Here is a 17,766-nt window from a genome sequence, read left to right on the forward strand (position 1 = left end):
TAGGGTCAGACTCTAGGGATTGGCGGCCAACACAATCTCTTCGCTCGTCGTCGAAACGGGGCGGGCGATGCCGTTGAGTTCGAGCGCCTTGACGAAGCCATCGACGTCGCCGGCCTGGAACACTCCGACGATCTCGCGGTCCGGAACGCGTTGTCCTTCAAAAACCAGCTTCTTTGTCGAATAGCGATTCATGTCGTCGATGGCGCGCGACAGCGGATCGTGCATGAAGATCAGCCGGCCTTCGGTCCAGCTGGTCTCCTTGTGGACATCGACGCGGGTCAATGTCCAATTGCGATCGGCGCCGATCACCAGCTGACGGCCGGGCTCCATGTCGGTGCTGTTGCCCGAACCCGTGGTGCCTTCATCGACGCGGACTTTCCCTTCGGTCAGGATGACGGCGACAGTGCCGTTTTCCATGCGGACTTCAAAGGCGGTGCCGACCGCGCGCACCCGTTTGCCGCCGGCGCTGACGATGAACGGGCGTGCCGGATCGCGCGCGACGCGGAAAAACGCGCGTCCGCCGACCAACTCGACGAGCCGTTCGTCGGGCGTATCACGAAATCGCATCGTTGTTTCGGAATCGAGCGTCACCGTCGACCCGTCGGACAGCGTCACGCTCGTCCGCTGGCCGGTCCGCGTCTGGAACGCCTGTTGCTGCCGCTCGATGCCGGAGCCGGGCCACACGCTCGGCGCGACCGCCCAGCCGACGGCTACCATCAGCAACAGCGATGCCGCCAGCGCCAGCAGCCTTCCGCGCGGCGCGGGGGGTGCCGTCACCGGTTCGTCGGGTGCGGGACGCGCGGCCAGCGCGGGGTCCCCCGCCGCCGTGCCGGCGACGATCCACGCCCAGTCGATCTGGTTATACGCCTCGCGATGGGCATCGGACCGTCCAAGCCATTCGCGAAAGCCACGATCATCCTCGACGGTCATGTCGCCCGACAGTCGCAGGTTGAACCACTGCGCGGCTTCCGCACGGAGCGTGTCACGGCCGGAAGGGGCGGCGGTCATCGGCCGTCCTCCATCTGCTCGGCAAGCCGGACCAGTGCACGGTGCATGAGTTCTTTTACGGATTCCTTGGATATTCCCATGCGGTGTGCGATCGCCTGATAGGTCAGATTTTCAAAACGGTGCAGTTCAAACGCCTCGCGCACCCGCGGCGGCAAGCCGAGGATCGCGTTGATGACGCGCCGATATTCCTGTTGGCCGATCGCGATGCGTTCGGGCGACAGCTGGTCGGCGACGTCGATGCCGTCCTTCCATTCATCCTCCAGCATCGCCGTTCGCGAGGCCAGTTTGCGATACCGGCTGATCAGCACGTTGCGCGCGGTCGCAAACAGGTAACGTTCGACATTGTCGATCGGGGCACCGAAATGCGCGGTTTGCAACCGCAGGAATACGTCCTGCACCAGATCGTCGACGTCGGCTTCCTGAACGCGGCGTCGAAAGAAGCGGCGCAGCGCCGGGCCATAGGCCGTCATCCATGTTTCCAGATCGCGGTCCTGGTGCGGCTGCGGCATCGTCACGACATATCCCGAAAGCGCGGGCATGACCATTGACTCCAAAATACTGGTTTCATCGTGGCAGCATCCCCGAACCCGTCGCGTCCTCGCTTTATGAATGAGGCTCCACTGGCAGACGCGCGAAACAGCCGGCAGGGGGGACGGCAAAGCCCGGCGGACGACAAATATTTCGCACGTGCAGCAAATTAACATTAACATCGGTAAAAATTTATATCCTATCCCCCTGATTCCAGATGCGACGCGTCTACAAGGTTGCGCTCGGTCAGGGCGTCGAGAAACGGGGATAACCCCGGCGAATAGATGGACAGGGAGAGGGGACATGCGCCTTTGGGCATCCGATTTGCGTAAGCTTTTTCTGGGGGGCGTCGCGATCGGCAGCCTGGCCCTTGCGACCGCGCCGGCGCTGGCGCGCGATGCCAACGTTAAATATCAGATCCCGCCGCAGTCGCTGGCCCGCGCGCTGCGCGATTTTGGACTGCAAAGCGGAATGACGATCATGGCCGACGGGCTGATCGTCCATGGCAAGCAGAGCGCGGGTTTCGCCCTGCGTTCCGACCCGGAGACCGCGCTGCGAACGCTTTTGCGCGGGACGGGACTGAGCTATCGCCGCGAGGGCAATATTTTCGTCCTGCAACCCGTGGGAAACTCCAACCCGCCGACCGCCAGCGCGGAAACGGTGGACGACACCGAAATCGTCGTGACGGCGCAGAAGCGCGAAGAAAAAATCAATGACGTCCCGATCGCCATGTCGGCCTTTACGCCGCGCGCGCTCGACGAAAAGAAGATCGAAGGCGGCGCCGAACTGGTGCGCGGTGTTCCCAACGTCAATTTCACGAAAAGCAATTTCAGCGGCTATGACTTCACGATCCGCGGGATCGGCACAAAGGCGATTTCAGCGTCAAACGACCCGGCGGTCGCGGTCAGCTTCAACAACACGCCGCTGATCCGCAACCGCCTGTTCGAGGCGGAGTTTTTCGACCTTGAACGGGTCGAGGTGCTGCGCGGTCCGCAGGGAACGCTTTATGGCCGCAACGCGACCGCGGGGGTGGTCAACGTGATCCCGGCGCTGCCGAGCGACCGCTTCGAGGGTGAAATCAAGGGCGAGGTCGGCAGCTTCGAGACGCGGCGGCTGTCGGGCATGCTCAATGTCCCGATCACCAGCACATTGGCGGTGCGCGTTGCCGGCGCGATGACGAAGCGCGACGGATTTGATTATAACAGCTTTACCCAGCAGCGGGTGAACGGTCGCGACCTCTGGTCGACGCGCGCCTCGATCCAGTGGGAACCCAGTGACCGATTCAAGGTCAACGCCATCTGGCAGCATTTCGAGGAGGACGACAACCGATCGCGCACGGGCAAACAATTATGCACCCGCGATCCGGGCGTGACGCAGGTGGGCGACGTCGCCGTCCCCGAATTCCTGCAGGCGCGGTTCAGCCAGGGATGCCAATCGGCCTCGCTGTATGACGATGCGGCTTTCGGCGCGCCCAACGCCAAAGCCCTCGCCTTTGTGCTGTTTCCCCAGGTCAACATGCAGATGGGATTCAATCCGTCGACCATGCCCCGGCGGCCGGTCTTTCCGATCACGCGCAATTTCGACCCGTTCGGCAATGTCGTGCAGTCGCGCGACCTGCGCGAGATCGAGACCGCCTATGATCCCGTCTTTCGCGCGAACAACGACGTGTTCCAGTTCAACATGGAATTGGGGCTGGGCGACAATCTGACGCTCGTGTCGCAGAGCGCCTATGCGCATGACCGCTATTATTCGTCGCAGGATTACAACCGCTTCGTATCGGCTCCTGTTTTCAACAGTTCGACCGGATTGGTGCAAAACTCGTTCGGCGTGCCCCGGCCCGTCGTCGGGGCGGGGCCGACGCCCGGCGGGATTTACACCGACCCGCAGCTGGGTCCGTCCGACCGCATCCTCGCGGTCGACCTCAGCCGTTCGCGCAATCGCCAATGGACGCAGGAAATTCGCCTTCAATCGGCGTCGGATGGGCCGTTCAATTTCAACATCGGCGCCAATTACCTCGATTTCAAATCGCAGGACGATTATTTCGTATACAACAATCTCTTTTCGCTGATCGGCGAATATTTCTACAACCGTGTCGGCACGACCGGCGAAACCCGTAATTGCGGCGTCGGGACGGTGACGGCCCGCGAATGTGTGTGGGTCGATCCCAATCCGATCGGCGAGGGGCCCGAGGATGGGCACAATTATTTCCGCAGCAAGAATCCGGTACGAACCAAATCCAAGGCGGTGTTCGGAGAGCTTTATTGGCAAGCGGCCGACGATTTGAAGCTGACGCTTGGTCTGCGCTATACCCGCGATGAAAAGACGGCGACGCCGGTGCCCAGCCAGTTGCTGCTGGGCGCCAGTGAAAATGACCCGACCCGCGGTGGGTCGGGCACCGGCGGTTACATCAACCGCGGTTTCCGCGAATTTCCCGACATAAAGCAGAAATGGAACGCGGTAACCGGGCGCGCGGTCATCGACTGGAAGCCGCGACTTTCCTTCACCGACGATACGCTCGTCTATGCGTCGGCGTCCCGCGGATACAAGGGCGGCGGCGCCAACCCACCGCGCGCCGATATCAATCCGACCGTGGTCCAGTATCAGGCGCTGCCCGAAACGTTCAAACCCGAATATGTCACAGCGTTCGAGATCGGGACAAAGAACAGCTTTGCCGGCGGTCGGTTCACGCTGAGCGCGGCGGCGTTTTACAATATGTATCAGGATTATCAGATCTCGCAGATCGTCGATCGCATCTCGCTGAACGAGAATTTCGACGCCAAGACCTGGGGTCTGGAACTTGAAACCGCGTGGCGACCTTCGCGCAATTTCCGGATGGACGCGACCCTGGGCTTGCTGGACACGCGGATCGGCAAGGGCGCGCAATCGATCGACGTGATGAACCGGACGCAGGACAATCCCGACTGGATGCTGCTGCGGCCATGGATTCAGGTGCCGTCCAACTGCATCGCACCCACGGCCCTGGTCGAAAGGATATTGGGCTTCGGCGGCGCCAATGAAGACCTCAAGACGCTCATGTTGTCGGCTCTATGCTCCGGGTCGGCGCGTTGGGGCACGTTCAATCCGGCGGTTTCCAACGTGCAGCCTGTGTTTCGGTTCGACCAGTTGCTGGGCGTTACCTATAATCCGCTGACCGATGCGCCCAATGGCGGACGGGGTTTCTATGCCGATCTGAGTGGTAACGAACTGCCGAACGCCCCGCATTTTACCTTCAACGTCGGGGCGCAATATACCGCGTTCCTCGAAGGCGGCGATTGGACGCTGACCTTCCGCGGCGATTATTACCGGCAGGGCAAAAGCTATGCCCGTGTGTTCAACACCGAATATGACCGGCTGCGCGCGTGGGACAATGTCAATCTGGCGGTGACGCTGGCGCGCGGCGAAGGCGATTTCGCGCTCCAGCTCTATGTCAAGAATCTGTTCGACAAGGCGCCGATCACCGGCACCTTCACCAACAGCGACGACACGGGGCTCAGCACGAACATCTTCACGCTCGACCCGCGCATCGTCGGGCTGAACGCGACGGTGAGGTTCTAGGGCAGATCGGGCCCTCTCCTGGGGCCGCCGCACCGTGCCGGGGCGGGCGGCGGCCTCCATTGTCCCATGTCCGCCCCGTTCGTGCGGCCCCAACCGAAAAACATCCCGATTTCGTCGAATATCGGCGCGCAGCATCCCCCCTCCCTGGCGGCTTTGGCGTCATAGTCCTTGAAGGGCGTCCGGCCTTTCCAAAGCAACACAGACACAGGAAGAGGAAGTGCCATGAAGACATTTGCAATGGCCCTGATGGGAACCGCCGTAGCGCTCGCCATGCCGATCGCTGCCCACGCTCAATCCTTCTCAACCGTCGACAGCAGCGGCTCGGTATCGGGCAGCGGCAGCGCCAACCTGGAGCAGTCGGTCAACGTGACGTGCGACGTGGGCCTGAGCGGAACGGTGAGCGCGAGCACGATCTCGATCACCTCGCGCAGCGTTTCGCCGGGTGATTTCCTTTGCATTGCGGTGGTGCCCTATGGCACCTGGTCGGCGGCCGTCGTGTCGGGCGACGCGACGAAGATCGACGTGACGATGGGTGCCAACACGGTCGCCAACCAGCCATGCTATGGCACCGTCCGCGGCGACTGGGACAACGTCAACAAGATCCTGTCGATCACCAACAAGACGCTGCCGCCAGTCGATCCGACGCACGACACCTGCACCGTTCATCAGGCGGACATCTACATTCCCAACCTCGATCTGTAACGCCGACGTTCCGGCCGCGACCGGGGCGCCGGACGGCTCTCCGGTCGTTGGCACGATCCGACGCGTTATGGCTTTTATTCGGAGAATGGACGGGGCACAGCGTTCGCGAAGCGGCGCCCCGTCATTCGCTGTTTTGGTCCGGTTCCTTTCCCGATCCCGCGGCCGATCGTTGACGTCGACCTTGTGATGCGCGCCGACCCCTCCCTCCACGGCGCCCCGTCATCATAGCCCGGTGATGGACAGCATCGACACGGCGGGTCACGAACAGGGCCGGGATGGAGGAAATGGTTATCGGACCACATAGCGAATGACGGTCAATCCGTCGCCAGATGGCGATGTGCCTTGGACATTCCGCTTTGACCGTTTGGGTCTTGCGGCGGTTCTGGGCTGTTCCTGGCTTTGGTCCGTGGGCCTGTCCACGGCGCAGGACCAGGGCGGAAACAGCCCGCCGGCCGGGATCAGCGGCGAAGCGGTGACGGTCGGTGACGATGAGGAGATCGTCGTCACCGCCCGTTATGGCGAGGCGCTGGTCGAGCCAGAGACCGAATTGAACGAACAGCAGATCGCGGCCTATGGCGCCTATTCGATCGGCGATCTGGTGCGCGCCATTGCCAGAATGACAGGTCGTCCCGACGAGCAACCGATACTGTTGATCAATGGCGAACGGGTCGACACGATCCAGGACCTTGCCGGATACCCCCCCGCCGCGCTCCAGCGGCTTGGCATCCTTCCTCCTGAAGCCGCTGGCCGATATGGCTATGCGGGCGACCGGCGCGTCGTGAATCTCGTGCTCAAACGGCATTTCGTGTCGTGGGAGGCGCAGGCCGGGGTGAAGCTGCCGACCGCGGGCGGACGTCGAGGCGGCAATGCGTCGGTCGGGCGGTTCGTCATCGACGGCAAGGCCCGGTGGAATGCGCAGGTCCGGTTGTCGGGGGAAACGGCACTGCGGCGCAGTTCGCGCGTTCCGGCTGACCCCAATGCGGGGGCTGCGGCGGGCCGCGCGAATCCCGACGACTTCCTGTCGCTCCTGCCCGCCACCCGCCAATTATCGGTCACGCTTGGTGTTTCGCGGCCGATCGGGCCGCTGGCGGGATCGTTCAACCTCAACGCCGGGACGAACAGCAGCCGGCAGGGGCTGGGGATCGCAATCGGCGGCGACGCGGGCGAAGACAGCTTGCTGAGCCGGCAGGCTTCCAAAAATCTGGGCCTCGCGATGACATTGTCGGGTTCGTCCGGGGGCTGGCGCGCGGCGCTCAACGCCAATTACACGCGCGACTGGTCGACCGGCCGGATCGACCAGCCCGACGATGCCTTGAGCACCGGAATCGCGACCAACCGCACGCGATCGCGCGGGGAAAATTTGGCGGCACGGCTGACGCTGGGCAAGGCCATCGACGCGCTGCCCGCGGGACCGCTGGCCGTGAATCTGTCGATGGGCATGAACCGCAATCGGTCGTGGAGCCGTTACGTGGACGGGTCGACGGCGCGCGAATCGACCGTCCGGTCGGGCCGCGACCGTTATGACGGGCGGCTCGCGCTCGGCGTGCCGGTGGCGAACCGCAAGGCTGGCGTGCTGGCGTTCCTCGGCGATCTGTCGTTCGATCTCGCCGCGAGCGTGGCGCTGGGACCTCAGGAACCCGCGCAGCCCCGGGTCGACCTTGGCGCCAACTGGAGCCCCGTCCGCGCGCTCCGGCTTCATGCCACGACCAGCTTTGCCCGGCTGGCGCCTGGAATCGAACAATTGAACGCGCCCTATCGCGAGGAGGTGCGGCGGGTCTATGATTTTGCGCGGCAGGAGGTGGCCGAGCCGATCTGGGTGACCGGCGGCAACCCTGACCTCGGCGCGGGACGGCGCCGGACATATGCGGTCGGCGCCGCGTTGCGTCCGTTCGGCCCGCAACTGCTGATGCTGTCGGTCGAATATCGCAAACGGGTTTCGACCGGCGGGGCCGGCGGCTTTCCCGGCGTGACGCAGGCGGTCGAACGGGCGTTTCCCGACCGGTTCGTCCGCGACGCGGCCGGGCGGCTGACGCGTGTCGATGCGCGGGCGATCCGAATCGTTCGCGACACGACCGAGCGGCTGGACAGCGGTGTGACCCTGTCCTTTGCGTCGGGTGCAAAGGGCGCCGCCGATGCCGCCGCGCCGAATGCGGCAGCGAAGGCCTGGAATCTGTCGGTCACGCTGAACCACGGCTGGGCCCTGCGCAGCGAACTTGTCACCAGCGCCAGCGCGCCGCCGATCGACCGCCTGCGCGGCGGCACGGCGCAGTCGCGGCACAATGTCGGATTTCAGATCGTCGCCGGGCGCGCCGGTTTCGGCGCCACAATCGATGCAAACTGGCAGAGCGGTTTCCGGCTTCGCGATAGCGGCATGGCCGGCGGGCGCGACTATCGTTTTCGGCCGCTGGCATTGATGAACCTGCGGCTGCACGCCGAACCCGCACAGTTGATGAAAGGCGCGGACCCGCCGCGCTGGCTTGCGGGGCTCCAGCTTTCCTTCGACATCGGCAATCTGTTCGACGCCTATCGCCGCGCGACGCTGGACGATGGCCGCACCCCGCCGGGCTATGAACGATATGAGGTCGATCCGGTCGGCCGCACGGTGCAAATCACCGTTCGCAAACGCTTTTAGCCTTGGGCGCGATGACGCTGCGGGCTTAGCGCGACCCGGATTTGCTGTCTTGCAGTTGGTCGCGGGCGACGCGTTGCAACGCCGCCGCCTGCGCGTCCGACAGTCCCAGTTCGTCGGCCCCCTGTTCGTTGGCGCCGAGTGTCGTCGGGTCGATGCCGGTGACGGCGCCGAAGGTCACGAGCGCGGACAGATAGGAGCCCGCGACGCTCGCGTGATAATGATCATACGCCCACAGGTCGAGCTGACCATAAGTAATGCCGTCATAGGGGTTCGGATCGGCGACGCCGGTCATCATTGCGCGGTTCCAGGCCTGGCCGACCGGCACGATGCCCGCCACGGACGGATTGGCGGCGCGTACGCGGTCGGCCGCGGCGCGGAGGTCGTCGGCCATCGCGGTCACCGGCTTGCCATACCAATGCCCGCCGGGTCTGTAGGTCTGGTCGGCGCGCGTCCACGTCGACGCCAGCCGGATGTCGACGGCGGGGTTGCGCGCCTTGAACAGCGCGGCGAGCCGGTCGACATTGTGCATATAGCGCGTCGGATCGCCCGGCCTGTCGCGGTCGAGCGTGCTGAATTCCTGAAGCACCACTATGTCCCAAGGCCGGTCGAAAAGCTGGCGGCGCTCGTCATAATGAAACCCCAGCGACTTGCCGCCCTGCGTTTCCAGGCTGACCTGGTAATCGAGCCCTGCCTGTTCGGCGAACAGCTTGAACAGCGCGGGCACCCCGCCATAGCGGGCGTTGTTGAGGTTGGTGACCGTTTCCGCGCGCCAGTTGCGCGCCGCCGAATGCGCGCCCTGGGTAAAGCTGTTGCCGATGAACAGGATCGTCTTTGGCGCCGCTTTCGTCGGAGCGGAGGGGGCCGTGCCGGCGGCGATCGGCGCGGGCGCGCTCTCCTTTGCCATTGCCGCCGGCGCGACGACGAGCGCGGCAGCGCCGATCAATAACCAGATGCCGTGCCCGTTTTTCATCTCAAAACTCCGTCGTGACCGATGTGTACCAATAGCGACCATAGGGGCTGTAGAGCGAGCCCAGATAGCCTTCGGACGTGAGCGGGGGTTTTTCGTTGGTGATGTTGCGCACCCCGACCCGCCAGCGCATATCGCCGCCCAGCCCGGCGTCGTCGCGGATACGGACTTGGGCATAAAGATTGCCCGTCACCTGCGACTTCACGCGCCATGGGTTGCCATCGGCATCGACAAACCCCGTCTCGTCAACCGCGCCGGTGTAGCGGGCAAAGGCGCCGATCTGGAACTGGCCGAGCGACCAGGTGAGCGAGGCCGTGCCACGCCATTTCGGACGTCCATTGGCCTCGATCAGATTTTCGGTTTCGGGCAGCGGCGTCGCGGCGTCGATGTCGCCAGCCGCGCGCGCCGCGACCAGCGCGTCGACCGCGTCACCCGGCGCGCGCGAGAATTTGAGCAGCCGCGTTGCGTTGACCGACAAATCGAACTTGCCGACATCGGTCTTTGGCGATTGCCAATAAAAGGCGAAGTCCAGCCCGCGGACGGTCTGCGGCTGCAAGTTGATGAACTGGTCGCGCACCGTGATGATCCGACCGACCGGCGCGATCCCCGTTCCCGCGAATTCGGCGATATCGTCCGCATTGGCGGCATCGCGAATGACATTCGGGTTCGACGAGCCCTGAAGTCGCAGCAGATAGTCGAGCGCGACGGCGGTGTTGTTGCCGAGTATGCCGACGATGCCCTTTTGTTTGATCGACCAGTAATCGACCGTGAAGGTCATCCGGCCGAGGTCCGCGGGCAGGAACGTCGGCTCGAACACCGCGCCCAGATTATAGTTGCTGCTCTTTTCGGGCTTGAGTTCGGGGTTGCCCGACACGCGGCGCGAATAGCCGACATTGTTGCCGCATTCGGTGAAATTGTCGATCCGGCCGGCGCGCAGATCGACTTCGCAGCGCAGGAAATCCTGGCTGGTCGCCAGCCGCGCATATTCGACCGCATTGACCTGTTCGAGATTCGGGGCGCGGAAGCCTTGCGAAAAGGAACCGCGCAGGCGGAACCCGTCGACGACGTCCCAGGCCGCCGCGACCTTCGGCCGCGCGACGCTACCGAAATCGCTGTAATGTTCATAACGGCCGGCAAGCTGGATATCGAAGCGGCGAACGAGCGGGATGTTCATCTCCTCCGACACGATGGGAACCGCGAGTTCGGCATAGGCCGCCGCCACGGTGCGTTTGCCATAGGTGTCGGGATTGTCGCTGACCGCGGCCGCGTCACTGATCGTGACATCGCCGGTCACGGCATCGACGAAGGGGCTCGATCCATCGACCGCCGAATCGCGATTGTCGCGCTGCGTTTCGCGACGCACTTCGACGCCGAACGCCATCCCGACATCGCCGCCGGGCAAGGCAAACAGGTCGGCGCGCGAGGCGCGGAAATCGCCCATCGTCAGGGTCGTTTTCGACCGGCGCTGAAGTTGGAAGGTGATCGCGTCGAGCGCCGTTTGCGAGCTGGGCGTGCAATCGCCCGAACTCAGGCTGTCGATGCAGCCGCCGTTGAACGGGTTATAGGCGTCGGGGGTGGACAGCGCGAGGCTTTGCTGGAGCGCCGAACTGCGCACCGCGAGGCTGCTGTCGACCGCCGAGGCTTCGGAATAGACGAAAGCGCTGTCCCACTTGAAACCCGCGGTTTCGCCGCGAACGCCGATCAGGCCGCGCAATTGTTCGCCGCTGACTTTCACCGTCTGCGGCCCGGTGTCGACAAATCGATAGGTGGTGAGCCGCACGGGCAGGCCTTCGGCGGGAACGTTGGTCAGGCCGGGAATGCGATTGGGATTGGGCTGGCCGTTGATGGTCGCCGCGCCGAAGGGGTTGTAATAGTTGCTGGCCGGAATCCAGATCTGGTTGAGGTTGATCACCGGCGGCTGGATGCGAACGGTGTTCGACCGATAATAGCCGAACTCGCCGAACAGCGTCAGATCGTCGGTCAGGTCGTAATGACCGTTGGCGAAGGCATTATATCGCTTCACGCTGGGCATCACCGTCGTCCCGACGGCCGTGTCGTAACGCAGGTCACGAAAGGCGCCGGTCGTCGCGAGCGCGGTGTTCACCAGGCAAAGGTCAGCGGTCAGTTGCTGGGTGCAGCCGCCAAGACGGGTTGGACGGACCGTGAAGGAGCCCGCAGCGGTGGTCAGATTCGTCGAGCCGCGTCGCGGACGGCCGCCGGTAACGGGCACTTGCAGCGCAGGCCAGGCGCCGCGGGTCGCGCGGCCATCGGGCGTGAAGGAACCCGCAAAGGCGGGATCGTCGGCGAACAGCGGACGGAGGTTCGCCGACGCAGTGAAGTCCTGGTCTTCGGCGCGCAGCGCCGAACGGTCGGTATATTCAAACGATAAAGTGATGTTGCCGCGATCAAAGCTTTTGCCCGCCAGAATATTGCCCTGGAACTCGCGCAGATGCGTTCCTTCGGCGCCGCCATATTGGGCCTGGAGCCGCAGGCCGTCATAATTGTCCTTGAGCACGGTATTCACGACGCCCGCGACCGCGTCCGAGCCATAAAGCGCCGCGGCGCCATCGAGCAGCACTTCCAGTCGTTGGAGCCCCGTCGTCGGGATCGCGTTGGAATTATAGCTCAGCACCGGCACGGTGCCGGTATCCGACAGGCCCTGGCTGGCCGGGTGCGTGACGATGCGGCGGCCGTTCAGCAGGACGAGCGCGTTGCCGACGCCCAGTGAGCGCAGATTGACCGATCCCACGTCGCCGCGCGCCGCATTGCTGGTCTGGGCATTGTTCCCGGGGTTGAAGCTGACATCGCCCATTTGCGGGATGTTGCGCAGCAGCTCGTCGCCGCTGACCGCGCCGATCGCGTCGATCCGGTCCTGTCCGACGACGACCACGGGCAGCGCCTCGGTTACGCGCGCGCCCTCGATGCGGGTGCCGACGACGACGATGTCGGTCGGGGCCTCGCTGTCGTCGGCCTGGGCTTCGGTGTCGGCGGGGGCAGGGGCGGCGACGGCGCCATCTTGTGCCTGGGCCGGCGCGCAGGCCAGCAGGCAGATCGCCGTGCTCGCCAGCAGCATTGCCGATTTCGTACCTCTCATTGTCATCCTCCCTGTTATTTTCCAGACCTTTCCGGCCCTTAATCCATGTCTTTTTCGATCGGCGGCGCGGCGAGCCCGGGCGCCGGGTCGCCATCGAGCGCCCGTCGCAATTGATCGCGGTCGAGGGCATTGTCCCAGCGCGCGACGACGACCGTCGCGACGGCGTTGCCGACGAAATTGGTGAGGCTGCGGCATTCGGACATGAAACGGTCGATGCCGAGGATCAGCGCCATCCCGGCGACCGGGACCGACGGCACGATCGACAAGGTCGCGGCAAGCGTGATGAAGCCTGCGCCGGTGACCCCTGCCGCGCCCTTTGAACTGATCATCGCGACGAGCAGCAACGCGACCTGATCGCCGAGCGACAGGTCGACATTGCATGCCTGCGCGATGAACAGCGCCGCCAGCGTCATGTAGATATTGGTGCCGTCGAGGTTGAACGAATAGCCGGTCGGAACGACCAGTCCGACCACCGATTTTTCGCAGCCCGCGCGCTCCATTTTCTCGATCAGGCTGGGCAAAGCGGCTTCGGACGAGGAGGTGCCGAGCACGAGGAGCAGTTCCGCCTTCAGATATCGGCACAGCTTGACGATCGAGAAACCGTTGAGCCGTGCGACCAGCCCCAGCACGCCGAGCACGAAGATCAGCGAGGTGAGGTAGAAGGTCGCGACGAGTTGCCCCAGGTTGACCAGCGATCCCAGGCCATATTTGCCGATGGTGAAGGCGATTGCGCCGAACGCACCGATCGGCGCGGCGCGCATCAGGATACCGACCAGCCGGAACACGACGATGCCGACCCGTTCCAGCAGGTCGAGGACGGGCTCCGCGGGCTTGCCGACCATCGAAAGCGACACGCCGAAGAGGATGGCGACGAACAACGTCTGGAGGATCGAACCCTCGGTAAACGACGACAGGAAGGTTGTCGGTATGATCGAGAGAAGAAAGCCGGTCAGGCTGGCTTCATGCGCCTGTTTGTCGAAATCGGCGATGGAACTGGCGTCGAGCGTCGCAGGGTCGATGTTCATGCCCGCGCCGGGCTGGACCAGATTGGCAACGATCAACCCGACGATCAGCGCGAGGGTCGAGAAGAAGAGGAAATAGGCAAAGGCCTTGCCCGCAACGCGGCCGACCGAGGCGATCTCTTTCATCCCTGCGATGCCGGTGACGACGGTCAGGAAGATCACTGGGCTGATGATCATCTTTACCAGTTTGATGAAACCGTCGCCGAGCGGTTTGAGCGCCTCGCCCCAGCTGGGCCAGACATGGCCGATGATCGCGCCGAGCAGGATGGCCGCGAGCACCTGGACATAGAGGTGGCGATAGAAGGGGGTTCTTCCCTTTGGCGCCTGCCCGCTGTCCTGAATTGCGATTGCCGCCATGCGCTCCATCTCCCCGGCACGGCTTTGCGCCGCTGCTTCGGGCGATTCTATGGGTGTGAAGCGGGCCGCACCAAGCTTGTTCTGATTTGACAATAAATATAGTAAAAACAATGTATTGATGACGTATTTGATCGGTAGGGGATATTGCTTTGTGTGATTTTCCGCTTAGCATTTCCAGATTTGTGCGATAATCCGCACAAATGATCAGACCGCCCCAGCCGATTGATTCGCGCAGCCGCGGTGCCGGGCGCCGCCTTGGCTGGGCGGCCGCACTCGCCGGGTTGTTGCTGGCCGTCATCGCGGTCGCGGCTTTCGGATGGGCCGGCGAGCATGCCCGTGTCGCGTCCGATGTCGCAGCGGCGCAGCAGGCGCGCAGCGCGGCCAGCCGCCTCGCCGGCGAGCTTCAAAAGTTTCGGCTGCTCCCGCTGGTGCTGATCGAATATCCCGATGTCCACGACGTGCTGGGCGGCGGCGATGCCGCGACGGTACGCCGGATGAACAGCAAGCTGGAACTGCTCGCCGAACGAACCGACGCCGCGGTCATCTACCTCATCGCGCGCGACGGCCGGACGATCGCCGCCAGCAACTGGCGCGAGCCGCAAAGCTTCGTGGGACAGAATTACGGATTTCGGCCCTATTTTCGTGACGCCATGGCAAAGGGCGGGGCCGAATTGTTCGCGCTTGGCACCGTCAGCGGGCGACCCGGACTCTTCGTGGCGCGCCGCGTCGAAGACGCGGGCCGCACACTGGGAGTCATCGTCGTCAAGGTCGAGTTCGACCGGCTCGAGGCGGAATGGGCGCGCCAGCCGCTGTCGACATTTGTCGCTGACGATCATGGTGTCATCATCATTACCAGCCGCGACGATTGGCGGTTTCGGACCCTTGCCCCGATCGACGCGCCGACCCGCGCCGCGATCCGCGCCGCGTTGCAATTTGGCAATCTGCCGCTAGCGCCCCTGCCGTTGACCCGCGACGGGAACAGCTGGACCGGGCCCGGAGCCCAGTATCGGGCGGCCGCGATCGCGGTTCCGATGGCGGGCGCGCGACTTTATGCCTTCCAGCCGCTGGCGCCCGCCGAAGCGAGCGCGAACGCGACCGCGCGGACGGCGATCCTGATCGCCTTCATCCTGTTGGCCGCGCTGTTGACCTGGGTGTTTCGGGCGCGCGAAAAGCGCCGGTTGCAGGAAGAGGCGCGGCATATGCTGGAGGTCGAGGTGGCCGCCCGGACGTCCGACCTGGTCGATGCGAACCGGCGTTTCCGCGCCGCACGCGAGGAGCTGGCGCAGGCGAGCCGGCTTGGTACGATCGGCCAGATCACGGCAGGGGTTGCGCATGAAATCAACCAGCCGGTCGCCGCGATCCGCGGCTTTGCGGAAAATGCGGGGAAATTCCTCGACCGCGGCGATGCCGCCAAGGCGCGCGACAATATGGGAACGATCGTTTCGCTGACCGAGCGGATCGGCGCGATCATCGCCGAATTGCGCAGCTTTGCGCGGCGCACCACCCCGACAATGGGGCCGGTCGAGATCGGCCCGGTCGTCGACGGCGCGCTGTTGCTGGTCGGCGACCGCATTCGCGAAAATGGCGTGGCGATCGAACGGACCGGGGACACCGATGGACTGCGCTGCATCGCTGACCGCGTCCGGCTGGAGCAGATCCTCGTAAACCTGCTCCAGAACGCGCTCGACGCCCTAGGCGGCCGCAGCGACCCGCGCATCCGGATCGAGACGCAGGCGGCGGACGAGATCGTCATCATCGTCGCGGATAACGGGCCGGGGGTCGACGCAGAGGTCGCCGACAATCTCTTTACCCCCTTTGTGACCGGAAAGGCCGATGGTCTTGGGCTAGGGCTGGGCATCGCGCGCGACATCGCGCGTGAGTTCGGCGGCACGCTCGACCATGTCGCTTCGCCGATCGGCGGCGCGGCGTTCAAGCTGGTGGTGCGCCGGGCATGAGCGCGTTTGTCACCCGCCAGCATGTCATCTTCGTCGATGACGATGACGCCCTGCGCGCCGCGACCACCCAGTCGCTCGAACTCGCCGATATCGAGGTCCACGCCTTTGCCGAAGCCGGGGCCGCGCTCGCCGAAATCGACGAAGCTTTTGCGGGGGCCGTCGTCACCGACATCCGGATGCCGCGGATTGACGGGCTTGAATTTTTCGCCCGCATCCGGGCGGTCGATCCCGATATTCCGGTCATTCTCATCACCGGCCATGCCGATGTCCCGATGGCGATCGGCGCGTTGAAGGGCGGGGCTTTCGATTTTCTGTCCAAACCCTATGCGACTGACCATCTGGTTGCGTCGGTGCGCAAGGCGCTCGAAACGCGGCGTCTGATCCTCGACAACCGGATACTGCGCGCCGCCGCGGAAACGAGCGTCGATAGCCCGCTGATCGGCGACAGCCCGGCGATGGCGCAGCTTCGCGCCACCATCCTGCAAATCGCGCGCGCCGACATCGATGTGCTGGTCGAGGGCGAAACCGGCACTGGCAAGGAACTCGCCGCGCTGCTGCTCCACCGCAAGGGGCCGCGGTCGGGGCGGCCCTTCGTCGCCGTGGATTGCGGCGCGCTGCCCGAACAATTGGCCGAAGTCGAATTGTTCGGCCACGACCGCGCGGCCGCCGGCTATGGCGCGATCGCCCGCGCGGGGCGGATCGAGCAAGCCGATCGCGGCACCCTGTTCCTCGACGGTATCGACAACATGCCGCTGGCGATCCAGGCGGCGCTGCTTCGCGTCGTCGAGGAGCGCAAGGTGCAGCCGATCGGCGCGGCCGAGCCTCGATCGGTCGATCTGCGCATCGTCGCATCGGCGCGCGGCGACTTGCACGCGGCGGTTCGCGCCGGGACGTTTCGCGAAGATCTATTCTACCGCCTCAACGTCGTCCGGCTGCGGATGCCGCCGCTGCGAGAGCGAAAATCCGACATCCCGCAACTGTTCGCCCATTTTGTCGAGGAAGCGACCGGACGCATGGGCGCGCAGGATTTCCGCATGAGCGACGCCGCCCGCCGCCACCTGATCGAACATGACTGGCCGGGCAATGTCCGCGAGCTGCGTAATTTTGCCTATAGCGAGGTGCTGGGAATCGCGCCGCGAGCGGCTGCGGCGACCGAGGCGATGCCGACGCTGCCCGAACGCATCGCGCAGTTCGAGGCGCATGCCATCCGCGATGCGCTGGCAAGCACGGGTGGCGACATGACGGCCACGCTCGCCATTTTGCAGATCCCGCGCAAGACATTGTACGACAAGATCGCGCGCCACGGGATCGACCCCAAAAGCTATCGGCAATGACGGGGCCGCGCGGCGGCTTTGCGCCCGCCGCCCGCGTCGCCTGGTGCCGGCTGTCAGACTCGAACTGACGACCTACCGCTTACAAGGCGGTTGCTCTACCAACTGAGCTAAGCCGGCACGGCTGACCGCCCCCTAAGCATTTTTCGGCCGGATGGAAATATCCGACGTCGCGAAAATGCGGCGAGCCGGAAATCATCAGACGATGCCGAAGGTCCAGCCCTCGGTTCGGGCCAGCGCGTCGGACAGGGGCGAGGGGTTCCACGGCGCCGCGTCGTGGGCGATCAAGCGCAGCCACGCGGCGCTCAGCAAGGCGTCGCTGGCGTGGTCGCTGACCGGGCCAACCATGCCGCAGGGCGGTGAGCCCAATTCGGCCAGCGCCGCATCGAGCGCGCCGCCATCGCGAATCTTGCTGCGGCCGGGGCGCAGGCCGGCAGCGCGCGCGGCGAGGCTGGTATAGATTTCGACAAGCAGCGGCCCCGTCGGCGGCACCGGGTCCAGCGGCCAGAGTGGGACACGGCCCGACAGCCGGTGCAGCACACGCATCCCGGCAAGGCTCGCCTTGCCCACCTGTGCCGCGCCGACAAGGTTGAAATTGCTGACGCTCGCGGCCTG

General features: G+C 64.6%; 10 protein-coding genes, 1 tRNA gene and 1 pseudogene. 5 read left to right on the top strand and 7 right to left on the bottom strand.

Features of this window, described 5'->3' with window-relative positions; translation table 11 throughout:
* Positions 1–12 precede the first annotated feature (12 nt).
* On the bottom strand, positions 13–1,008 hold the full coding sequence (locus A3E77_RS17195; RefSeq protein WP_293648150.1) for a FecR family protein: 996 nt from the start codon (positions 1,006–1,008) through the stop codon (positions 13–15).
* Positions 1,005–1,547: an RNA polymerase sigma factor gene (locus A3E77_RS17200; protein WP_293648152.1), complete on the bottom strand. Its 543-nt coding sequence runs from the start codon at positions 1,545–1,547 to the stop codon at positions 1,005–1,007. The genes A3E77_RS17195 and A3E77_RS17200 overlap by 4 nt, the downstream gene beginning before the upstream one ends.
* A 292-nt stretch (positions 1,548–1,839) precedes the next feature.
* Here A3E77_RS17200 and A3E77_RS17205 point away from each other — a divergent pair, with 292 nt between their 5' ends.
* The 3 genes from A3E77_RS17205 to A3E77_RS17215 all read left to right on the top strand — a co-directional run bounded on the left by A3E77_RS17205 (position 1,840) and on the right by A3E77_RS17215 (position 8,425).
* The gene (locus A3E77_RS17205) at positions 1,840–5,091 is read left to right on the top strand and encodes a TonB-dependent receptor domain-containing protein (protein WP_293648154.1); all 3,252 of its coding nucleotides are present in this window, start codon (positions 1,840–1,842) and stop codon (positions 5,089–5,091) included.
* 222 nt (positions 5,092–5,313) lie between these two features.
* Positions 5,314–5,793: a hypothetical protein gene (locus tag A3E77_RS17210; RefSeq protein ID WP_293648156.1), complete on the top strand. Its 480-nt coding sequence runs from the start codon at positions 5,314–5,316 to the stop codon at positions 5,791–5,793.
* 406 nt (positions 5,794–6,199) lie between these two features.
* Positions 6,200–8,425: a porin family protein gene (locus tag A3E77_RS17215; protein ID WP_293648158.1), complete on the top strand. Its 2,226-nt coding sequence runs from the start codon at positions 6,200–6,202 to the stop codon at positions 8,423–8,425.
* A gap of 25 nt (positions 8,426–8,450) precedes the next feature.
* Here A3E77_RS17215 and A3E77_RS17220 read toward each other — a convergent pair whose 3' ends face one another.
* The 3 genes from A3E77_RS17220 to A3E77_RS17230 all read right to left on the bottom strand — a co-directional run bounded on the left by A3E77_RS17220 (position 8,451) and on the right by A3E77_RS17230 (position 13,865).
* On the bottom strand, positions 8,451–9,329 hold the full coding sequence (locus A3E77_RS17220) for a DUF4886 domain-containing protein (protein ID WP_458574468.1): 879 nt from the start codon (positions 9,327–9,329) through the stop codon (positions 8,451–8,453).
* Positions 9,330–9,396: 67 nt separating this feature from the next.
* Positions 9,397–12,486 (bottom strand): TonB-dependent receptor domain-containing protein, encoded by a 3,090-nt coding sequence (locus tag A3E77_RS17225; RefSeq protein ID WP_293648164.1) that lies wholly within the window; start codon positions 12,484–12,486, stop codon positions 9,397–9,399.
* A 38-nt stretch (positions 12,487–12,524) separates the two neighbouring features.
* Positions 12,525–13,865, bottom strand: a complete 1,341-nt coding sequence (locus A3E77_RS17230; RefSeq protein WP_293648167.1) for a dicarboxylate/amino acid:cation symporter — start codon at positions 13,863–13,865, stop codon at positions 12,525–12,527.
* Between the two features lie 200 nt (positions 13,866–14,065).
* Between A3E77_RS17230 and A3E77_RS17235 the strand changes: the two genes are divergently transcribed.
* Entirely contained in the window at positions 14,066–15,820 is a 1,755-nt protein-coding gene (locus A3E77_RS17235) for a sensor histidine kinase (RefSeq protein WP_293648170.1), read from the top strand.
* On the top strand, positions 15,817–17,154 hold the full coding sequence (locus A3E77_RS17240; RefSeq protein WP_293648173.1) for a sigma-54-dependent transcriptional regulator: 1,338 nt from the start codon (positions 15,817–15,819) through the stop codon (positions 17,152–17,154). Before A3E77_RS17235 ends, A3E77_RS17240 begins: the two co-directional genes overlap by 4 nt.
* Before the next feature lie 41 nt (positions 17,155–17,195).
* Here A3E77_RS17240 and A3E77_RS17245 read toward each other — a convergent pair.
* Together A3E77_RS17245 and A3E77_RS17250 are read right to left on the bottom strand one after the other, a co-directional pair.
* Positions 17,196–17,271: transfer RNA gene (locus A3E77_RS17245), tRNA-Thr, on the bottom strand.
* Positions 17,272–17,349: 78 nt separating this feature from the next.
* Positions 17,350–17,766 (bottom strand): annotated as a pseudogene (locus A3E77_RS17250) (hypothetical protein); the annotation flags it as partial.

Origin of the sequence: Sphingopyxis sp. RIFCSPHIGHO2_12_FULL_65_19 (assembly GCF_001830555.1) — a bacterium.
Taxonomy (GTDB): Bacteria; Pseudomonadota; Alphaproteobacteria; order Sphingomonadales; family Sphingomonadaceae; genus Sphingopyxis.

What these genes read in the sequence shown, in the direction of transcription:
- A3E77_RS17195 (WP_293648150.1), bottom strand. Translation starts at nt 1,008, where the DNA reads ATGACCGCCGCCCCTTCCGGCCGTGACACGCTCCGTGCGGAAGCCGCG.
- A3E77_RS17200 (WP_293648152.1), bottom strand. Translation starts at nt 1,547, where the DNA reads ATGCCCGCGCTTTCGGGATATGTCGTGACGATGCCGCAGCCGCACCAG.
- A3E77_RS17205 (WP_293648154.1), top strand. Translation starts at nt 1,840, where the DNA reads ATGCGCCTTTGGGCATCCGATTTGCGTAAGCTTTTTCTGGGGGGCGTC.
- A3E77_RS17210 (WP_293648156.1), top strand. Translation starts at nt 5,314, where the DNA reads ATGAAGACATTTGCAATGGCCCTGATGGGAACCGCCGTAGCGCTCGCC.
- A3E77_RS17220 (WP_458574468.1), bottom strand. Translation starts at nt 9,329, where the DNA reads ATGGCAAAGGAGAGCGCGCCCGCGCCGATCGCCGCCGGCACGGCCCCC.
- A3E77_RS17225 (WP_293648164.1), bottom strand. Translation starts at nt 12,486, where the DNA reads ATGAGAGGTACGAAATCGGCAATGCTGCTGGCGAGCACGGCGATCTGC.
- A3E77_RS17230 (WP_293648167.1), bottom strand. Translation starts at nt 13,865, where the DNA reads ATGGCGGCAATCGCAATTCAGGACAGCGGGCAGGCGCCAAAGGGAAGA.
- A3E77_RS17235 (WP_293648170.1), top strand. Translation starts at nt 14,066, where the DNA reads ATGATCAGACCGCCCCAGCCGATTGATTCGCGCAGCCGCGGTGCCGGG.
- A3E77_RS17240 (WP_293648173.1), top strand. Translation starts at nt 15,817, where the DNA reads ATGAGCGCGTTTGTCACCCGCCAGCATGTCATCTTCGTCGATGACGAT.